This is a genomic window from Klebsiella sp. P1927 (genome assembly GCF_018204675.1).
GTDB lineage: Bacteria > Pseudomonadota > Gammaproteobacteria > Enterobacterales > Enterobacteriaceae > Klebsiella > Klebsiella pneumoniae.
Genome location: NZ_CP073377.1, coordinates 637178 through 655653, shown reverse-complemented (window position 1 = coordinate 655653; position 18476 = coordinate 637178). Strand labels below are relative to the sequence as shown.

The 18476-nt window shown below is 61.8% G+C and carries 22 protein-coding genes; 20 read left to right on the top strand and 2 right to left on the bottom strand.

Going from position 1 to position 18476, the window contains the following annotated elements; all coding sequences use genetic code 11:
- The first annotated feature begins 6 nt into the window (after positions 1-6).
- The 18 genes from pduD (at position 7) to KB892_RS03330 (ending at position 13987) form a co-directional block, all read left to right on the top strand.
- Entirely contained in the window at positions 7-696 is a 690-nt protein-coding gene (gene pduD / locus KB892_RS03415; protein ID WP_002915746.1) for a propanediol dehydratase medium subunit PduD, read from the top strand.
- Positions 697-710: 14 nt separating this feature from the next.
- Positions 711-1235 (top strand): propanediol dehydratase small subunit PduE, encoded by a 525-nt coding sequence (pduE, locus tag KB892_RS03410; protein ID WP_002915750.1) that lies wholly within the window; start codon positions 711-713, stop codon positions 1233-1235.
- A 12-nt stretch (positions 1236-1247) separates the two neighbouring features.
- Positions 1248-3080, top strand: coding sequence for a diol dehydratase reactivase subunit alpha (locus KB892_RS03405; RefSeq protein ID WP_004151974.1), 1833 nt, complete (start codon positions 1248-1250; stop codon positions 3078-3080).
- The gene (locus tag KB892_RS03400; protein WP_002915803.1) at positions 3070-3420 is read left to right on the top strand and encodes a glycerol dehydratase reactivase beta/small subunit family protein; all 351 of its coding nucleotides are present in this window, start codon (positions 3070-3072) and stop codon (positions 3418-3420) included. The genes KB892_RS03405 and KB892_RS03400 overlap by 11 nt, the downstream gene beginning before the upstream one ends.
- 18 nt (positions 3421-3438) lie before the next feature.
- Positions 3439-3714 (top strand): propanediol utilization microcompartment protein PduJ, encoded by a 276-nt coding sequence (gene pduJ / locus KB892_RS03395; protein WP_002915806.1) that lies wholly within the window; start codon positions 3439-3441, stop codon positions 3712-3714.
- A 21-nt stretch (positions 3715-3735) separates the two neighbouring features.
- Positions 3736-4182, top strand: a complete 447-nt coding sequence (locus KB892_RS03390; RefSeq protein WP_002915808.1) for a BMC domain-containing protein — start codon at positions 3736-3738, stop codon at positions 4180-4182.
- Positions 4182-4814, top strand: a complete 633-nt coding sequence (locus KB892_RS03385) for a phosphate propanoyltransferase (protein WP_002915810.1) — start codon at positions 4182-4184, stop codon at positions 4812-4814. The genes KB892_RS03390 and KB892_RS03385 overlap by 1 nt, the downstream gene beginning before the upstream one ends.
- The gene (pduM, locus tag KB892_RS03380) at positions 4811-5302 is read left to right on the top strand and encodes a microcompartment protein PduM (protein ID WP_002915812.1); all 492 of its coding nucleotides are present in this window, start codon (positions 4811-4813) and stop codon (positions 5300-5302) included. The genes KB892_RS03385 and pduM overlap by 4 nt, the downstream gene beginning before the upstream one ends.
- A 3-nt stretch (positions 5303-5305) precedes the next feature.
- Complete coding sequence (locus KB892_RS03375; RefSeq protein WP_002915814.1) at positions 5306-5581, top strand: EutN/CcmL family microcompartment protein; 276 nt, start codon at positions 5306-5308, stop codon at positions 5579-5581.
- Positions 5582-5591: 10 nt separating this feature from the next.
- Positions 5592-6608, top strand: coding sequence for a two-domain cob(I)yrinic acid a,c-diamide adenosyltransferase PduO (gene pduO, locus KB892_RS03370; RefSeq protein ID WP_002915816.1), 1017 nt, complete (start codon positions 5592-5594; stop codon positions 6606-6608).
- Complete coding sequence (gene pduP / locus KB892_RS03365; RefSeq protein WP_002915818.1) at positions 6605-7993, top strand: CoA-acylating propionaldehyde dehydrogenase PduP; 1389 nt, start codon at positions 6605-6607, stop codon at positions 7991-7993. The genes pduO and pduP overlap by 4 nt, the downstream gene beginning before the upstream one ends.
- An 11-nt stretch (positions 7994-8004) precedes the next feature.
- Positions 8005-9117 (top strand): 1-propanol dehydrogenase PduQ, encoded by a 1113-nt coding sequence (pduQ, locus tag KB892_RS03360; protein ID WP_004151973.1) that lies wholly within the window; start codon positions 8005-8007, stop codon positions 9115-9117.
- Positions 9114-10466 (top strand): 4Fe-4S dicluster domain-containing protein, encoded by a 1353-nt coding sequence (locus KB892_RS03355; RefSeq protein WP_004151972.1) that lies wholly within the window; start codon positions 9114-9116, stop codon positions 10464-10466. The genes pduQ and KB892_RS03355 overlap by 4 nt, the downstream gene beginning before the upstream one ends.
- A gap of 2 nt (positions 10467-10468) precedes the next feature.
- Positions 10469-11023, top strand: coding sequence for a propanediol utilization microcompartment protein PduT (gene pduT / locus KB892_RS03350; RefSeq protein WP_004151971.1), 555 nt, complete (start codon positions 10469-10471; stop codon positions 11021-11023).
- Positions 11023-11373: a propanediol utilization microcompartment protein PduU gene (gene pduU / locus KB892_RS03345; protein WP_002915850.1), complete on the top strand. Its 351-nt coding sequence runs from the start codon at positions 11023-11025 to the stop codon at positions 11371-11373. Before pduT ends, pduU begins: the two co-directional genes overlap by 1 nt.
- A gap of 4 nt (positions 11374-11377) precedes the next feature.
- Positions 11378-11818, top strand: a complete 441-nt coding sequence (gene pduV / locus KB892_RS03340) for a propanediol utilization protein PduV (RefSeq protein ID WP_002915858.1) — start codon at positions 11378-11380, stop codon at positions 11816-11818.
- Entirely contained in the window at positions 11815-13029 is a 1215-nt protein-coding gene (locus KB892_RS03335) for an acetate/propionate family kinase (protein ID WP_002915859.1), read from the top strand. The genes pduV and KB892_RS03335 overlap by 4 nt, the downstream gene beginning before the upstream one ends.
- Before the next feature lie 91 nt (positions 13030-13120).
- On the top strand, positions 13121-13987 hold the full coding sequence (locus tag KB892_RS03330) for a GHMP family kinase ATP-binding protein (RefSeq protein ID WP_004197943.1): 867 nt from the start codon (positions 13121-13123) through the stop codon (positions 13985-13987).
- Between the two features lie 3 nt (positions 13988-13990).
- Here KB892_RS03330 and cobD read toward each other — a convergent pair whose 3' ends face one another.
- Positions 13991-15067, bottom strand: coding sequence for a threonine-phosphate decarboxylase CobD (gene cobD / locus KB892_RS03325; RefSeq protein WP_002915869.1), 1077 nt, complete (start codon positions 15065-15067; stop codon positions 13991-13993).
- A gap of 17 nt (positions 15068-15084) precedes the next feature.
- Positions 15085-16338: an N-acetylmuramoyl-L-alanine amidase AmiC gene (amiC, locus tag KB892_RS03320; RefSeq protein ID WP_002915870.1), complete on the bottom strand. Its 1254-nt coding sequence runs from the start codon at positions 16336-16338 to the stop codon at positions 15085-15087.
- Between the two features lie 227 nt (positions 16339-16565).
- Between amiC and argA the strand changes: the two genes are divergently transcribed.
- Positions 16566-17897: an amino-acid N-acetyltransferase gene (argA, locus tag KB892_RS03315; protein WP_004149616.1), complete on the top strand. Its 1332-nt coding sequence runs from the start codon at positions 16566-16568 to the stop codon at positions 17895-17897.
- Positions 17898-18126: 229 nt separating this feature from the next.
- The gene (locus tag KB892_RS03310; protein WP_002915873.1) at positions 18127-18447 is read left to right on the top strand and encodes a hypothetical protein; all 321 of its coding nucleotides are present in this window, start codon (positions 18127-18129) and stop codon (positions 18445-18447) included.
- Positions 18448-18476 lie beyond the last annotated feature (29 nt).

Genomic DNA, 18476 nt, shown 5'->3' with positions numbered 1-18476 from the left:
TGAAAAATGGAAATTAACGAAACGCTGCTGCGCCAGATTATCGAAGAGGTGCTGGTGGAGATGAAATCAGGCGCAGATAAGCCGGTCTCCTTTAGCGCGCCTGCGGCTTCTGTCGCCTCTGCCGCGCCGGTCGCCGTTGCGCCTGTGTCCGGCGACAGCTTCCTGACGGAAATCGGCGAAGCCAAACCCGGCACGCAGCAGGATGAAGTCATTATTGCCGTCGGGCCAGCGTTTGGTCTGGCGCAAACCGCCAATATCGTCGGCATTCCGCATAAAAATATTCTGCGCGAAGTGATCGCCGGCATTGAGGAAGAAGGCATCAAAGCCCGGGTGATCCGCTGCTTTAAGTCTTCTGACGTCGCCTTCGTGGCAGTGGAAGGCAACCGCCTGAGCGGTTCCGGCATCTCGATCGGTATTCAGTCGAAAGGCACCACCGTCATCCACCAGCGCGGCCTGCCGCCGCTTTCCAACCTGGAACTCTTCCCGCAGGCGCCGCTGCTGACGCTGGAAACCTACCGTCAGATTGGCAAAAACGCCGCGCGCTACGCCAAACGCGAGTCGCCGCAGCCGGTGCCGACGCTTAACGATCAGATGGCTCGTCCCAAATACCAGGCGAAGTCGGCCATTTTGCACATTAAAGAGACCAAATACGTGGTGACGGGCAAAAACCCGCAGGAACTGCGCGTGGCGCTTTAACAAAGGATATCCCGATGAATACCGACGCAATTGAATCCATGGTACGCGACGTGCTGAGCCGGATGAACAGCCTACAGGACGGGATAACGCCCGCGCCAGCCGCGCCAACAAACGACACCGTTCGCCAGCCAAAAGTTAGCGACTACCCGTTAGCGACCCGCCATCCGGAGTGGGTCAAAACCGCTACCAATAAAACGCTCGATGACCTGACGCTGGAGAACGTATTAAGCGATCGCGTTACGGCGCAGGACATGCGCATCACTCCGGAAACGCTGCGTATGCAGGCGGCGATCGCCCAGGATGCCGGACGCGATCGGCTGGCGATGAACTTTGAGCGGGCCGCAGAGCTCACCGCGGTTCCCGACGACCGAATCCTTGAGATCTACAACGCCCTGCGCCCATACCGTTCCACCCAGGCGGAGCTACTGGCGATCGCTGATGATCTCGAGCATCGCTACCAGGCACGACTCTGTGCCGCCTTTGTTCGGGAAGCGGCCGGGCTGTACATCGAGCGTAAGAAACTCAAAGGCGACGATTAACAGGGGGTAAGCATGCGCTATATCGCTGGCATTGATATTGGCAACTCCTCGACAGAAGTCGCCCTGGCGACGGTCGATGACGCAGGTGTGCTGAACATTCGCCACAGCGCGTTGGCTGAAACCACGGGTATAAAAGGCACATTACGAAATGTGTTCGGTATCCAGGAGGCGCTAACGCAGGCGGCAAAAGCGGCCGGCATTCAGCTCAGCGATATTTCGCTTATTCGCATTAACGAAGCCACGCCGGTCATTGGCGATGTGGCGATGGAAACCATCACGGAAACCATCATCACCGAGTCCACCATGATCGGCCATAACCCGAAGACACCCGGCGGCGTCGGACTGGGGGTCGGCATCACCATCACACCAGAGGCGCTGCTGTCCTGCTCCGCGGACACTCCCTATATTCTGGTGGTCTCCTCGGCCTTTGACTTTGCCGATGTCGCCGCGATGGTCAATGCGGCAACGGCAGCGGGCTATCAGATAACCGGCATTATTTTGCAGCAGGATGACGGCGTGCTGGTCAATAACCGGCTACAGCAACCGCTACCGGTGATCGACGAAGTTCAGCATATCGACCGGATTCCACTTGGCATGCTGGCGGCCGTCGAGGTCGCTTTACCCGGTAAGATCATCGAAACGCTCTCCAACCCCTACGGTATTGCGACCGTTTTCGATCTCAACGCCGAGGAGACCCAAAATATCGTGCCAATGGCGCGGGCGCTGATTGGCAACCGCTCGGCCGTGGTGGTGAAAACCCCCTCCGGCGACGTCAAGGCCCGCGCTATTCCGGCAGGTAATCTGCTGCTCATCGCTCAGGGGCGCAGCGTACAGGTTGATGTGGCCGCCGGGGCGGAAGCCATCATGAAAGCGGTTGACGGCTGCGGCAAACTGGACAACGTCGCGGGAGAAGCGGGCACCAATATCGGCGGCATGCTTGAGCACGTGCGCCAGACCATGGCGGAGCTTACCAATAAGCCAGCTCAGGAGATCCGCATTCAGGATCTGCTGGCCGTTGATACGGCGGTGCCAGTCAGCGTGACCGGCGGTCTTGCGGGAGAGTTCTCGCTGGAGCAGGCGGTGGGTATCGCCTCGATGGTCAAGTCGGATCGCCTGCAGATGGCCCTCATCGCCCGTGAAATTGAGCACAAACTGCAGATTGCGGTTCAGGTGGGCGGCGCCGAAGCGGAGGCGGCCATTCTTGGGGCGCTCACCACTCCCGGCACCACGCGCCCGCTGGCGATCCTCGATCTGGGCGCCGGGTCGACCGACGCCTCCATTATCAATGCGCAGGGAGAGATCAGCGCCACTCACCTGGCCGGCGCCGGCGATATGGTCACGATGATCATCGCCCGCGAGCTGGGGCTTGAGGACCGCTACCTGGCGGAAGAGATCAAAAAATATCCGCTGGCTAAAGTCGAAAGCCTGTTTCATCTGCGTCATGAAGACGGCAGCGTCCAGTTTTTTCCGTCGGCCTTACCACCGACGGTATTTGCCCGCGTCTGCGTGGTGAAACCGGATGAACTGGTTCCCCTGCCCGGCGATCTGCCGCTGGAGAAAGTGCGCGCCATTCGCCGTAGCGCCAAATCACGCGTCTTTATCACCAACGCCCTGCGAGCGTTACGCCAGGTGAGCCCTACCGGCAACATTCGCGACATCCCGTTCGTGGTGCTGGTGGGCGGCTCGTCCCTCGATTTCGAGATCCCCCAGCTGGTCACCGACGCGCTGGCGCACTACCGGCTGGTTGCCGGGCGCGGCAACATCCGCGGCTGTGAAGGCCCACGCAATGCGGTCGCCAGCGGATTACTCCTTTCCTGGCAAAAAGGAGGCACACATGGAGAGTAGCGTAGTCGCCCCCGCCATCGTCATTGCCGTCACTGACGAATGCAGCGAACAGTGGCGCGATGTCCTGCTGGGCATTGAAGAGGAAGGCATTCCTTTTGTTCTGCAGCCGCAGACCGGCGGCGATCTTATCCATCACGCCTGGCAGGCGGCGCAGCGTTCGCCGCTGCAGGTAGGCATCGCCTGCGACCGGGAACGGCTCATCGTGCACTACAAAAATTTACCCGCATCAACTCCGTTGTTTTCGCTGATGTATCACCAGAACAGGCTGGCCCGGCGAAACACTGGCAACAATGCGGCTCGTCTCGTCAAAGGGATCCCATTTCGGGATCGCCATGCTTAATCCACAGGAGAACGCAGTATGAATAACGCACTAGGACTGGTTGAAACGAAAGGCCTGGTTGGCGCCATTGAAGCCGCTGATGCAATGGTGAAATCCGCCAACGTGCAGTTGATTGGTTACGAAAAAATTGGCTCCGGGCTGATTACCGTGATGGTCCGCGGAGACGTCGGCGCGGTCAAAGCCGCCGTTGACGCCGGCAGCGCGGCGGCCAGCGTGGTCGGCGAGGTCAAGTCCAGCCATGTGATCCCGCGCCCGCATAGCGATGTTGAGGCCATTCTGCCGAAATCCGTCTGACCCTCAAAAAAGGAGCACCGCGTGAAGCAATCACTGGGATTACTTGAGGTCAGCGGTCTGGCCCTGGCCATCACCTGCGCCGACGCTATGGCGAAAGCGGCCGCCATCACGCTGCTCGCCCTGGAAAAGACCAACGGTTCCGGCTGGATGGTGGTGAAGATCGCCGGTGATGTGGCCTCTGTCCAGGCGGCGGTGATGACCGGGGCCGAACTCGCCGAACGGCAGCAGGGGCTGGTAGCGCAGAAGGTTATCGCCAGGCCCGGGGAAGGCCTGCTGCCGGCCCGCGTCCAGGCGCCTTCACCAGCGCCTGACGTCGCCGTGACGGAGGAGAACACGGCCCTCACAGACGCCCCCTCCCACTCTACGGAGCGGGTGACCTGCAACCTGTGCCTGGACCCACACTGCCCACGACAAAAAGGCGATCCCCGCTCGCAGTGCCTGCACGCCGGTAAACGAGGTGACGCGTAATGGATAAACAACAGCTGGCTTCGACAGTCAACAAAGTGCTGGATGAGATGCGCCAGCGTCCCATTCCAATCGGTATCTCCAGTCGCCATATCCATTTAGCGGCGGCTGACTATGCCAGGCTTTTTCCCGCGCAGCCCATCCAGCCGAAAAAAGCGCTGCTGCAGCCGGGACAATATGCTGCAGAGCAGACGGTGACCCTGGTTGGCCCCAAAGGGCGATTAAACAACGTGCGCCTGCTCGGCCCTTTGCGCCAGACCAGCCAGGTGGAAATCTCACGCACCGACGCCCGGATCCTCGGTATCGCCGCGCCGCTGCGCATGTCCGGCAATCTGCAGGGCACGCCGGGGATCCGCCTGATAAGCCCCTTTGCCGAACTGGAGTTGAGCGGCGGGACGATTGTTGCCCAGCGACATATTCATATGTCGCCACTTGATGCGTTGATCCTGCGCGTCTCCCATGGCGATAGCGTCGCGGTGGCGATCGAAGGCAGCGACAGGCGGCTTATCTTCGACAACGTGGCGGTCCGCGTTGCCCCGGATATGCGTCTTGAGATGCACATCGATACTGACGAGGCCAATGCGGCAGGCGCTGACGCTGCGCAAGCCTGGGCAACGCTGGTGACGAAGCCATGAACCACGCGATGCTGCAGCGTATCGTCGAAGAGGTCGCCGCCCGTCTGCGCCATCGCGCCCTCAGCACGGCCACGCTCAGCGTGGCCCAGCTCGGCGAAGCGGATATCCGCAGCCTGCTGTGCCAGCACGCTTCGCTGCGCATCGTGCAGGTGGATTTACCGCTGCTGGAGCAGCTTGCCGGCCAGCGTGCGCTGGCGGCAGCCGGTTGCGCACTGCATGAGGCGATGGCCTGGGGCGTTCGGGTACAGCTAACGCTGCTTCCCGCCCAGCTCCCCGCGCTGGCGGTAAAAAAACTCGCCCGCTTGCCGCTGACGTTCAGCGACCCGCTTGGCCAGCCCGTCAGGCTTCACGCCGCGTCGGTGCTCACCTATGCCGACGTAGCCCGTTTCAGTGGCGGCTATCTGGTGCTGCGCCGCCGCCCCATTATCACCGCCCTCGCCCGCGAAGCGGCCGTCGCGCGGCATGTTCAATTGATTAAGCAGGAGTGAACTATGCATCTGGCACGCGTGACCGGCGCCGTCGTCTCGACGCAAAAATCGCCCTCTCTGAACGGCAAAAAACTGCTGCTGGTGCGCCGGGTAAGCGCGGACGACGATCGTCCGATTCTCCCCACGAGCGGCGATGAAGTGGCGGTAGATTCGGTTGGCGCTGGCGTCGGCGAGCTGGTGCTGCTCTGCAGCGGCTCGAGCGCACGCCACGTTTTCAGCGGCCCGAATGAGGCCATCGATCTTGCCGTCGTGGGCATTGTTGACTCACTTTCACGCTAAGGGGGCGCCTGTGGCTATCTATACCCGAACCGGCGATGCCGGCAGTACATCACTCTTTACCGGCCAGCGGGTCAGCAAGACGCATCCGCGCGTCGAAGCCTACGGCACCCTGGATGAACTGAACGCCATGCTGAGCCTGTGCGTCTGCGCCGTCGCTGAAGAGGAACAGCGCACCCTGCTCGAAGCCCTGCAGCAGCACATTTTTTGGTTCAGCGCGGAGCTCGCCAGCGACAGCGAACAGCCATCACCGGGTAAGCGCTATATCAGCAGCGAAGAGATTGCCCTGCTGGAGCAGACCATCGATCGCGAGATGGCCCGCGTGCCGGCGCTGCACCAGTTTGTATTGCCCGGACGCTGTGAAGCCGCCAGCCGTCTGCACCTGGCCCGCACCGTTGCCAGACGGGCGGAGCGCCGGCTGGTCGAGCTGGGGGCAGAGGTTACTATCCGTCAGATGCTGCTGCGTTATCTGAACCGCTTATCTGACTGCCTGTATGCCCTGGCGCGCAGCGAGGATCATGCCGCTCACCAGCGCCGCCTTGTGACGGAGATCGCGGCCCGCTATCTGGCCGCCAGCGGGTCGCCTGCGCCCGACGCGCCCAAAGCCCAGGCCGGGTCGCTCTCCTTTCACGAGCTGCATCAGCTCATCCGTCAGGCCATTGAACACGCCCGCCAGCTGCAGGTGCCGGTGGTGGTCAGCATCGTTGACGCACACGGCACCGAAACCGTGACCTGGCGAATGCCCGATGCGCTGCTGGTCAGCAGCGAGCTGGCGCCGAAAAAAGCCTGGACCGCCGTCGCCATGAAAACCGCCACCCACGAGCTCGCGACGACCGTACAGCCAGGCGCTGCGCTGTACGGTCTGGAGAGCCATCTGCAGGGCAAAGTCGTCACCTTTGGCGGCGGATATCCGCTGTGGCGCGATGGCCAGCTAATAGCCGGCCTCGGCATTAGCGGCGGCAGCGTCGAGCAGGATATGGCTATTGCACAGGCTGCCATGGCGGCCATTAACGTGAGAACTCATCAATGAATACAGCAGAACTGGAAACCCTTATCCGCACCATCCTCAGTGAAAAGCTCGCGCCGACGCCCCCTGCCCCTCAGCAAGAGCAGGGCATTTTCTGCGATGTCGGCAGCGCCATCGACGCCGCTCATCAGGCTTTTCTCCGCTATCAGCAGTGTCCGCTAAAAACCCGCAGCGCCATTATCAGCGCCCTGCGGGAGACGCTGGCCCCCGAGCTGGCGACGCTGGCGGAAGAGAGCGCCACGGAAACCGGCATGGGCAACAAAGAAGATAAATATCTGAAAAATAAAGCCGCTCTTGAAAACACGCCGGGCATAGAGGATCTCACTACCAGCGCCCTCACCGGCGATGGCGGGATGGTGCTGTTTGAGTACTCGCCGTTCGGGGTTATTGGCGCCGTGGCGCCCAGCACCAACCCAACGGAAACCATTATCAACAACAGTATCAGCATGCTGGCGGCGGGTAACAGCGTCTATTTCAGCCCCCATCCCGGCGCGAAAAAGGTCTCGTTGAAGCTTATCGCCAGGATCGAAGAGATCGCCTACCGCTGCAGCGGGATCCGTAACCTGGTGGTGACCGTTGCCGAGCCGACCTTTGAAGCCACCCAGCAAATGATGTCCCACCCGCTGATTGCCGTTCTGGCTATCACCGGCGGCCCTGGCATTGTGGCGATGGGCATGAAAAGCGGTAAAAAAGTGATCGGCGCTGGCGCCGGCAATCCGCCGTGCATCGTTGATGAAACCGCCGATCTCGTCAAAGCCGCCGAAGATATTATCAGCGGCGCCGCCTTCGATTACAACCTGCCCTGTATCGCCGAAAAAAGCCTGATCGTCGTCGCCTCCGTCGCTGACCGCCTGATCCAGCAGATGCAGGATTTTGACGCGCTGCTGTTGAGCCGACAGGAGGCCGATACCCTGCGTACCGTCTGCCTGCCCGACGGCGCGGCGAATAAAAAACTGGTCGGTAAAAGCCCGGCTGCGCTGCTGGCGGCGGCGGGTCTCGCCGTTCCGCCTCGCCCCCCTCGCCTGCTGATAGCCGAGGTGGAGGCGAACGACCCCTGGGTGACCTGCGAGCAGCTGATGCCGGTGCTGCCGATCGTCAGGGTCGCCGACTTTGACAGCGCCCTGGCGCTGGCCCTGCGCGTAGAGGAGGGTCTGCACCACACCGCCATTATGCACTCGCAGAATGTCTCGCGGCTCAATCTGGCGGCACGCACCCTGCAGACCTCCATTTTTGTCAAAAATGGCCCGTCTTACGCGGGAATCGGCGTCGGCGGCGAAGGGTTTACCACCTTCACCATCGCCACGCCAACCGGAGAAGGCACCACCTCCGCGCGGACGTTCGCCCGCCTGCGGCGCTGCGTGTTGACCAACGGTTTTTCCATTCGCTAACCGGGGGCGCCATGCATACCTTTTCTCTGCAAACGCGCCTCTACAGCGGCCCGGGCAGCCTGGCCGCGCTGCAGCGCTTTAGCCATCAGCACATCTGGATCGTCTGCGACGGCTTCCTGGCGCGCTCGCCGCTGCTTGACCGACTGCGCGCCGCGCTGCCCGCCAGCAACCGCGTCAGCGTGTTCAGCGATATTACACCGGATCCGACCATTCACACCGTGGCGAAAGGGATAGCGCAGATGCAGGCCCTGCGTCCGCAGGTGGTGATCGGCTTCGGCGGCGGCTCGGCGATGGATGCCGCCAAGGCTATCGTCTGGTTCAGCCAGCAGGGCGGTCTGCCTGTCGACACCTGCGTGGCGATCCCCACCACCAGCGGTACCGGTTCGGAAGTGACCAGCGCCTGCGTCATCAGCGACCCGGAAAAAGGGATCAAGTACCCGCTGTTCCATGAGGCGCTCTGTCCCGACATGGCGATCATCGACCCGACGCTGGTGGTTAGCGTACCGCCCACCATCACAGCCCATACCGGGCTGGACGCGCTGACCCACGCCCTGGAGGCATGGGTCTCGCCGCAGGCCACCGATTTTACCGATGCGCTGGCGGAAAAGGCCGTAAGGCTGGTGTTTCGCGCCCTGCCCGTTGCGATTCGTCAGGGCGACTGCATTGCGACCCGCAGCAAAATGCACAATGCATCAACCCTCGCCGGTATGGCCTTTAGCCAGGCTGGCCTTGGGCTCAATCATGCGATCGCCCATCAGCTTGGCGGCCAGTTTCACCTCCCCCATGGCCTGGCCAATGCGCTGCTGCTGACCGCGGTGATCCGCTTCAATGCCGGCGAGCCACGAGCGGCTAAGCGCTATGCACGCCTGGCCAGGGCCTGCCGCTTCTGCCCGCCCGAAGCTGGCGAACAGGAGGCTTTCCAGGCGCTGCTTACCGCGGTGGAAACGCTGAAACAGCAGTGCGCCATTCCCACCCTCAAGGGCGCGCTGCAGGAAAAGTATCCCCTTTTCTTATCGCGAATTCCCGCCATGGTGCCGGCCGCGCTGGCCGACGCCACCCTGCGCACCAACCCGCGTCCGGTCGATGGCGCGGCCATCGCGCAACTGCTGGAGAGCCTGCAATGAGTGAAGCGATAGTGCCACTATCAAGCATTGATGCAGCGGAGATCCGCGAACGCGTTCGGGCCGCTGGCGTCGTAGGAGCCGGTGGCGCAGGCTTTCCGACCCACATCAAACTGCAGGCCCGGGTGGACACCGTGCTGGTGAACGCCGCCGAATGCGAACCGATGCTGAAGGTTGACCAACAGCTGATGGCTCAGCAGGCTGACCGACTGATTCGCGGCCTGGGTTACGCGATGACCGCCACTGGCGCCCGGGAAGGGATCATTGCCCTGAAGGCGAAATATGCTCCGGCGATTGCGGCATTAACCCCACGACTCCCGGAATGGGCCCGGCTGCATATTCTGCCTGACGTCTATCCGGCCGGGGATGAGGTGCTCACTATCTGGCTGGCGACGGGACGCCGCGTACCACCTGCCGCGCTGCCGGTCAGCGTCGGCGTGGTGGTCAATAACGTGCAGACGGTGCTCAATATCGCCAGAGCCGTGGAACAGGGCTATCCGGTAACTCGCCGGACGTTGACCGTCAATGGCGCCGTCGCCCGTCCACTGACGCTGGCCGTACCACTGGGTATATCGCTGCGCGAGGTGCTGGATCTGGCCGGCGGCGCGACGGTTGACGATCCGGGGTTTATCAACGGCGGTCCGATGATGGGCTCGCTTATTACCTCCCTCGAGACACCGGTCACCAAAACCACCGGCGGCCTGCTGGTGCTCCCGGGCAACCATCCTTTGATCCAGCGACGGCGGCAGGATGAACGAACGCTGCTCGCCATCGCCCGCACCGTCTGTGAACAGTGCCGTTTATGCACAGATTTATGCCCCCGGCACCTGATCGGCCATGAGCTTTCCCCTCATCTGCTGGTGCGGGCGGTGAACTATCGCCAGGCGGCCACCCCGTCGCTGCTGCTCAGCGCCCTGACCTGTTCGGAGTGCAACGTTTGCGAGAGCGTCGCCTGCCCGGTGGGTATTTCCCCCATGCGCATCAACCGTCTGCTGAAACGTGAGCTGAGGGCGAAAAACCTGCGCTACGACGGACCGCTGCGTCCGGCGGACGAGATGGCGAAGCACCGCCTGGTGCCGGTCAAGCGGCTCATCAGCAAACTGGGACTTGATCCCTGGTATCAGGAAGCGCCGCTGACGGCGGTGGAACCGGAGGTGGCCTGCGTCACCCTGCCCCTGCGCCAGCATATCGGCATCAGCGCCGTGCCCTGCGTCGCGCCGGGAGAGCGGGTAACGCGCGGCCAGGTGCTGGCGGATATCCCCGCCGACGCCCTCGGCGCGCCGGTGCACGCCAGTATTGACGGCCTGGTCTCCACCATCACGGAGCAGGCCATTACGCTTGTAAGAGGTTAATCATGACCCAGGCTATCGGAATTTTAGAACTGACCAGCATCGCCAGGGGGATGGAGCTGGGCGACGTCATGCTGAAAAGCGCGAACGTACAGCTCCTGCTCTGCAGAACCCTTTGCCCCGGGAAATTCCTGCTGATGCTCGGCGGCGACGTCGGCGCCGTGCAGCAGGCAATCGCCGCCGGCACCGCGCGCGCCGGGGAGATGCTGGTGGACAGCCTGGTGCTGGCCAACATTCACCCCAGCGTACTACCGGCGATCAGCGGTCTCAACGTGGTCGGGCAGCGGCAGGCGGCGGGGATCGTCGAAACCTGGAGCGTGGCGGCGTGCATCAGCGCCGCCGACCGCGCGGTGAAAGCGGCCAACGTCACCCTGGTGCGGGTCCATATGGCGTTTGGTATCGGCGGCAAATGCTACATGGTGGTGGCGGGTGATATCGCCGATGTCGACAACGCCGTCACGGTGGCCAGCGACAGCGCAGGCGAGAAAGGATTACTGGTTCACCGGGCAGTGATCCCGCGACCGCACGATGCGCTGTGGCAACAGCTGATGGAGGGATAATGGAACCGCAAACCCCTACCGAACGCATGATCCAGGAGTATGTCCCGGGCAAACAGGTTACTCTGGCGCATCTCATTGCCAATCCTGGCAAAGATCTGTTCAAAAAGCTGGGTCTGCCGGACGCGGTCTCCGCCATCGGCATTCTTACCATTACCCCCAGTGAAGCATCGATTATCGCCTGCGACATCGCTACCAAGTCCGGCGCGGTGGAGATCGGTTTTCTCGATCGCTTCACCGGCGCGGTGGTGTTGACCGGCGATGTCTCCGCCGTGGAGTACGCGCTCAGGCAGGTCACCCGCACCCTCGGTGAGCTGATGCGCTTCACCGCTTGCCCAATTACCCGGACCTGAGCCCATGAAACGCCTGATGCTAATCGGACCCAGCCAGTGCGGCAAAACCTCGCTGACCCAGGTATTGCGTGGCGAAACCCTGCGCTATCAGAAAACCCAGGCCATCGTCTGGACGCCGGCCGCCATCGATACCCCCGGGGAATATCTGGAAAACCGCTGCCTGTACAGTGCACTGCTCACCAGCGCCTGCGAGGCCGATGTCATCGCGCTGGTACTAAATGCCGATGCGCCCTGGTCACCTTTTTCTCCGGGGTTTACCGCCCCGATGAACCGCCCGGTCATCGGGGTGATCACTAAAGCCGATTTGGCCGCCCCGCCCCGTCTGCAACAGGTCCGGACATGGCTCGAGACGGCGGGCGCCGGACATATCTTTATCACCAGCGCGTTAACCGGCGACGGGCTTGATGACCTGTTCGCCTGCCTGAATGCAGAGGAATATCAATGACCTATAAAATCATGGCGATTAACGCCGGCAGCTCCTCCCTGAAGTTTCAGCTGCTTAACATGCCGCAGGGGGCGTTGCTCTGTCAGGGGTTGATCGAACGTATCGGCCTGCCCGAGGCCCGCTTCACGCTGAAAACGTCGGCACAGAAATGGCAGGAGACGCTGCCCATCGCCGATCACCATGAGGCAGTGACCCTGCTGCTGGAGGCGCTGACCGGCCGCGGGATCCTGAGCAGCCTGCAGGAGATCGACGGCGTTGGCCACCGCGTCGCCCACGGCGGCGAACGCTTCAAAGACGCCGCGCTGGTCTGCGACGATACCCTGCGGGAGATCGAGCGCCTGGCGGAGCTGGCGCCGTTGCATAACCCGGTCAATGCGCTGGGCATACGTCTCTTTCGCCAGCTGTTACCCGCGGTACCGGCGGTGGCGGTTTTTGATACCGCCTTTCACCAGACCCTGGCGCCGGAGGCCTGGCTCTATCCCCTCCCCTGGCGCTATTACGCCGAGCTGGGCATTCGCCGCTACGGTTTTCACGGTACCAGCCATCACTATGTCAGCAGCGCGCTGGCGGAAAAGCTGGGCGTACCGCTGAGCGCCCTGCGGGTAGTAAGCTGCCATCTGGGCAATGGCTGTAGCGTCTGCGCCATCAAAGGCGGGCAATCGGTGAATACCTCAATGGGCTTTACTCCCCAGTCCGGGGTGATGATGGGCACCCGCAGCGGCGATATCGACCCGTCGATTCTTCCCTGGCTGGTGGAGAAAGAAGGGAAATCCGCCCAGCAGCTCAGCCAGCTGCTGAATAATGAATCCGGGCTGCTGGGCGTCTCCGGCGTGTCCTCTGATTACCGCGACGTCGAACAGGCAGCCGACGCCGGCAACGAACGGGCGGCTCTGGCGCTGTCGCTGTTTGCCGAACGCATTCGCGCGACTATCGGCAGCTATATCATGCAGATGGGAGGTCTGGACGCGCTGATCTTTACCGGCGGCATAGGCGAGAATTCCGCCCGGGCGCGGGCGGCGATCTGCCGCAATTTGCATTTTCTCGGCCTCGCGCTGGACGACGAGAAAAACCAGCGGAGCGCGACCTTTATTCAGGCGGATAATGCGCTGGTCAAAGTGGCGGTGATCAACACCAATGAAGAGCTTATGATTGCCCGCGACGTCATGCGTCTTGCATTGCCGCAGGCGCGCGAGCTGGCGGTGTCGGCATAAACGACGCGCCTCCTCTTGCGGAGAATCATGGTAACCGGCGGGTCGCCATGCCACTATGCGCCCTGGCGAAGGTAAGCGGAAAGGTGAAAACGTGGCTGTTGCACAATGTCCCGCCTCGTGCGGAGAACTTATCCAGGGCTGGATCCTCGGCAGCGAAAAGCTGGTCTCCTGTCCGGTGGACTGGTACAGCACCGTCGAGGTCGAGACCGGAGTACCGCGAAAAGACGAGCGGCCGCTGTCGCGGGCGATGGTCGACCAGCTGCTGGCCCACTGGGGCTACCCCCCAGCGCTGAGCCAGCAGATCCGCATCACCCTGCACTCAACGATCCCAGTGGCCAAAGGGATGGCCAGCAGCACCGCCGATATCGCTGCCACCGCCGTCGCCACCGCCCATCATCTGGGCCATCTACTGGATGAGCCGACGCTGGCGCGCCTGTGCGTCGCGCTGGAGCCTACCGACAGCACCCTGTTTCGCCAGCTGACGCTGTTCGACCATAATACCGCCGCCACGCAAATCGCCTGTCCCCCTCCGCCGGCGCTCGACCTGTTAGTGCTGGAGAGCCCGCTGACACTGCGCACCACCGACTATCACCAGCTGCCGCGCGAGCCGGGCCTGTTGGCAAACGCCTCCCGGCTGCAGCTGGCGTGGGAGAAAGTTCAACAGGCCTGCCACTGCGGCAGCCCGCAGCTGCTGGGCGAAGCAGCAACCATCAGCGCCATTGCCAGCCAGCAGCTGTTGCCTAAGCCGGGGTTTGACGCGCTGCTGGACCTGGTGGAAAGCGCAGGGCTCTATGGTCTCAACGTGGCGCACAGCGGCAGCGTCGTCGGCCTGCTGCTGGACCGCCGTCGGCATGACGTCGAATTTCTGCAATGGCGGCTGGCAGACAGCGACATCGCCGCCCACTGGCCGCAGCAGCATCTGTTGGCGATGGTGCCCGGGGGCGTCATCCTGCAGTAGGCCTCAGGCCAGCACCCGGCGCAACGCCACCAGCAGCTGGTCGTTTTCCTCGGCGCTGCGGATCGCCACGCGGAAATAGCGGCTATCCAGCCCCGGGTAGTTGGCGCAGCTGCGGATCAGCACATGCTGGCGCAGCAGGGCATATTGCAGGTCAAAATCGGGTCTGTCGCAGCGCAAGAACAGGTAGTTAGCACGCCCGGGCCATACGGTCAGCCCGGCCATCTCCTGCAGCTGCGCATAGAAACGCGCTCCCTCCTCCTGCAGCCACTGCCAGGTGGCCCGCTGATACGCCCGATCCTGGAGAATAATTTCCCCGGCCAGGGCGGCATAGGCGTTGATGGACCACGGCATTTGTCGCGCGCGCAGTCGGGCCACCGCCTGGGCATCAGCGTTCAGCAGGTAGCCGAGACGCAGCCCCGGAATGGCATAAAATTTGGTCAGCGATCGCAAAACCCAGACGTGCGGATGCTGCGCCAGCAGAGGAATAAACCCCGGCTGGTCGGGGATAAAGTCGAGGAAGGCCTCATCGAGGATCAGGCTGATGTTCAGCGCTCGGCAGCGCTGCGCAATGGCTTCCAGCAGGCCCCGCTCCGGCAGCAGGCCGGTGGGGTTGTTCGGGGTGCAGAGAAACAGGCAGTCCAGCGCCGGAGTCAGGGCATCGAGGATCGCGTCGGTCAGCTGCCAGCCATCGCGCTCCCGCAGGGCATACTCCACCACCTCGCAGTCCACCGTCTGCAGCGCCCGCCGGTACTCCGCGAAACCGGGAATGACGATCATCGCCCGCCGCGGCTTAAGGCCGTGGACGAGGGTGAAGATCGATTCAGTTTCGCCGTTGCCGGCGAGGATATGCGCCGTCGGCAACTGATGGTGGGCAGCCAGCGCCTGATGCAGCTGTTGATACTCGACGTCAGGGTAGCGTTCGGCGCAGCCCGGGTTGTCAACGATCGCCTGCCTGAGCGAGGCAGGCATCCCCAGCGGATTGATGTTGGCGCTAAAATCCAGCAGCTCGCCGGGGGCTATGCCCAGCAGGGCGGCGGCCTCGCGGATATTGCCGCCATGGGCGCTTTTCAGTAAGGCCATGTCCCTTTCCTGTGTGGTTATCCGCGGCGGGCCAGCGTCGCGCCGTCGGCGAAGTAGGCTTTAATCCCGGCTAGGATCGACTCGGCCACCTCCTGCTGGAATTTGGCCGTTTTCAGTTTCCGCTCTTCTTCCACGTTACTGATAAACGCCGTCTCCACCAGAATGGAGGGGATATCAGGCGCCTTCAGTACCGCAAAGCCCGCCTGCTCTACCCGATTCTTGTGCAAATTATTGATATTGCCCATTTTCTCCAGCACCGCCTTTCCGAATTTGAGGCTGTCGGCGATGGTGAGAGACTGCACCATATCGAACATGGTGTGGTCGACATAGCGGTCGCCGCTCTTGCTGACCCCACCGATCAGATCCGAGGCGTTCTGCGTCTGGGCGAGATATTTTGCCGCGGTACTGGTGGCCCCCTTGGTGGAGAGGGCAAACACCGAAGAGCCGCTGGGCTGGCGGCTGGTAAAGGCGTCGGCGTGAATCGACACGAACAGGTCGGCGCGCTGCTTCTGCGCCTTGGCGACACGCACTTTCAACGGGATAAACACGTCTTCGTTGCGGGTCATATAGGCCTTCATATTGCCTTCTTTGTCGATCAGCGCCCGCAGGCGACGGGCGATCTGTAGCACCACGTCTTTTTCGCGGGTGCGATACTTCCCCACGGCGCCGGAGTCTTCGCCGCCGTGCCCGGGATCGAGCATGATGACAATCGGCCGGTCGCGCCCGGCTTTGCCCGGCTGCGGCCCGCTTTGCGCCGGCGGCACCTGCCGCTCCAGATTGCCTTTGTTGTAATCCTCGAGCAGCGCCAGCAGCGGATCCTGAACATCGGTAGCGTTGGCGGGGTAGAGATCCATCACCAGACGCTCTTTAAAGCCGGCCACCGGCGCGAGGGCAAACAGCTGCGGCTTAACGTTCTGCTTGAGTTCGAAGACCATGCGCACGGTTTGCGGATCAAACTGGCCCACCCGGGCGGACTTAATAAAGGGATCGTCAGCGCGGATCTGGCCCCCCATGCCTTTCAGCACAGAGTTCAGGTTAACCCCTTCCAGATCCACTACCACTCGTTCCGGATTACTGAGGGCAAACTGCCGGTATTTCAGCACATGATTCGATTCTACCGTGACACGCGTGTAGGTCGATGCTGGCCAGACGCGAACGGCGACCACCCGCGCGGCGGCGGCCAACCCGACAGGGCTCACGCTCATTAACCACATGGCGCCCGCGCCCTGCAACAGACGGCGACGGCTTAATCCTGAGTTGTTTCCCGACATGCCACTCCCAAGCAATAAAAACGCATTTATACCCAAAACAAACAGATTGACCAGAAACTTTAACGAAAGGCATATAACCTGTCATCTATAAAAGGGTAAACATTCATTGACACCCTGCGCCGGGTCACATGTTTTTCGCGGCTTAGCCTCAAATTGGGGCTTGCGTTTAACGGCAAAACAGAATAAAAATACAATAATTACGAACAATCATGCATTGAGGGTTTGTCATGGTGAAGGAACGTCGCACTGAACTGGTAGAAGGATTCCGCCATTCTGTTCCCTATATTAATGCCCATCGGGGAAAAACGTTTGTCATCATGCTGGGCGGCGAAGCCATTGAGCATGAAAATTTCTCAAATATTGTCAATGACATAGGATTATTGCATAGCCTGGGCATTCGCCTGGTGGTGGTCTATGGCGCCCGCCCGCAGATTGACGCTAACCTCGCCGAGCACCATCACGAGCCGGTCTATCACAAGCAGACGCGAGTGACTGACGCCAAAACGCTGGAGCTGGTTAAGCAGGCGGCGGGGATGCTGCAGCTGGAGATCACCGCCCGTCTGTCGATGAGCCTCAACAACACCCCGCTGCAGGGGGCCCATATCAACGTTGTCAGCGGCAACTTTATCATTGCCCAGCCGCTGGGCGTCGATGACGGCGTCGATTATTGCCACAGCGGACGCATTCGCCGCATTGACGAAGAGGCGATTCATCGTCAGCTCGACAGCGGCGCCATTGTGCTGATGGGGCCGGTCGCGGTGTCGGTCACCGGCGAGAGCTTTAACCTGACTTCGGAAGAGATAGCTACCCAGCTGGCCATCAAGCTGAAGGCGGAGAAAATGATCGGCTTCTGTTCGTCGCAAGGGGTTTACAACCAGGCCGGGGAAATTGTCTCCGAACTGTTCCCTAATGAGGCGCAAGCCCGCGTCGAAGAGCTGGAAGCAGACGAAGACTATAACTCCGGCACCGTGCGCTTCCTGCGCGGGGCGGTGAAGGCCTGCCGCAGCGGCGTACGGCGCTGCCACCTGATCAGCTATCAGGAAAATGGCGCGCTGCTGCAGGAGCTGTTTTCACGCGACGGCATCGGCACCCAGATCGTCATGGAGAGCGCGGAGCAGATCCGTCGGGCGACCATCAATGATATCGGCGGTATTCTTGAGCTGATAAGCCCGCTCGAGCAGCAGGGCATTCTGGTACGCCGTTCCCGCGAACAGCTGGAGATGGAGATCGACAAATTCACCATTATTCAGCGCGATAACACCACCATCGCCTGCGCCGCCCTCTATCCTTTCCCGGAAGAGAAGATCGGCGAAATGGCCTGCGTGGCGGTGCATCCGGATTACCGGAGCTCGTCGCGGGGAGAGGTGCTGCTGGAGCGTATTGCCGCTCAGGCCAGGCAGATGGGACTGAGCAAACTGTTCGTGTTAACCACCCGCAGCATCCACTGGTTCCAGGAGCGCGGCTTCACGCCGGTGGATATCGACCTGCTGCCGGAGAGTAAAAAGCAGATGTATAACTATCAGCGCCGGTCGAAGGTGCTGATGGCCGACCTCGCTTAAGCCCTTCTCCTCTCTATCTAACGGCCCGGGATAGCGCGACGCTTATCGCTTTATCCCCGGCCGGTCTCCCGCCCCTCTTCCCGCCAGCCTGGCGTACGCACGCGGGCGAAATTCCTGGTTTCCGCGCAGGCCATTTCTTTCTCGCTGGCTCACCGATATGCTATTGGCTGTCGACAGGACGTCGACTGGCGCCGCGGCCGCCACCCGCCCAGCAAGGATCGCTTAAAGAATGGAAACCAAACCGAACTGGCTGGTCAGACATATTAATCTCATTACCACCGCGGTCGCCCTCTATCCGTGGTTGCTGATGATACTGCTCCTCTGGGATAACCAGCGCCATCATCAGCATGGCTATGCCGCGCTCGGCGCCGCCATCGCGATATTATTTCTGCTGGCCCTGACGTCCGGCATGAATCTTCTCATCTCCTCGCTGGTGATTTTTTGTGCCCGCTGTTCCACCCCACCGCTGGCCGGCGGCGCAGCAGTCCGCTTTTTCGCCATGAACTCGATCTCGGCGCTCTGGCTTATCCCTCTGTTCTTCAGTTACTGATTTTTCCGCCAGCCCGGGCAACGGCTGCA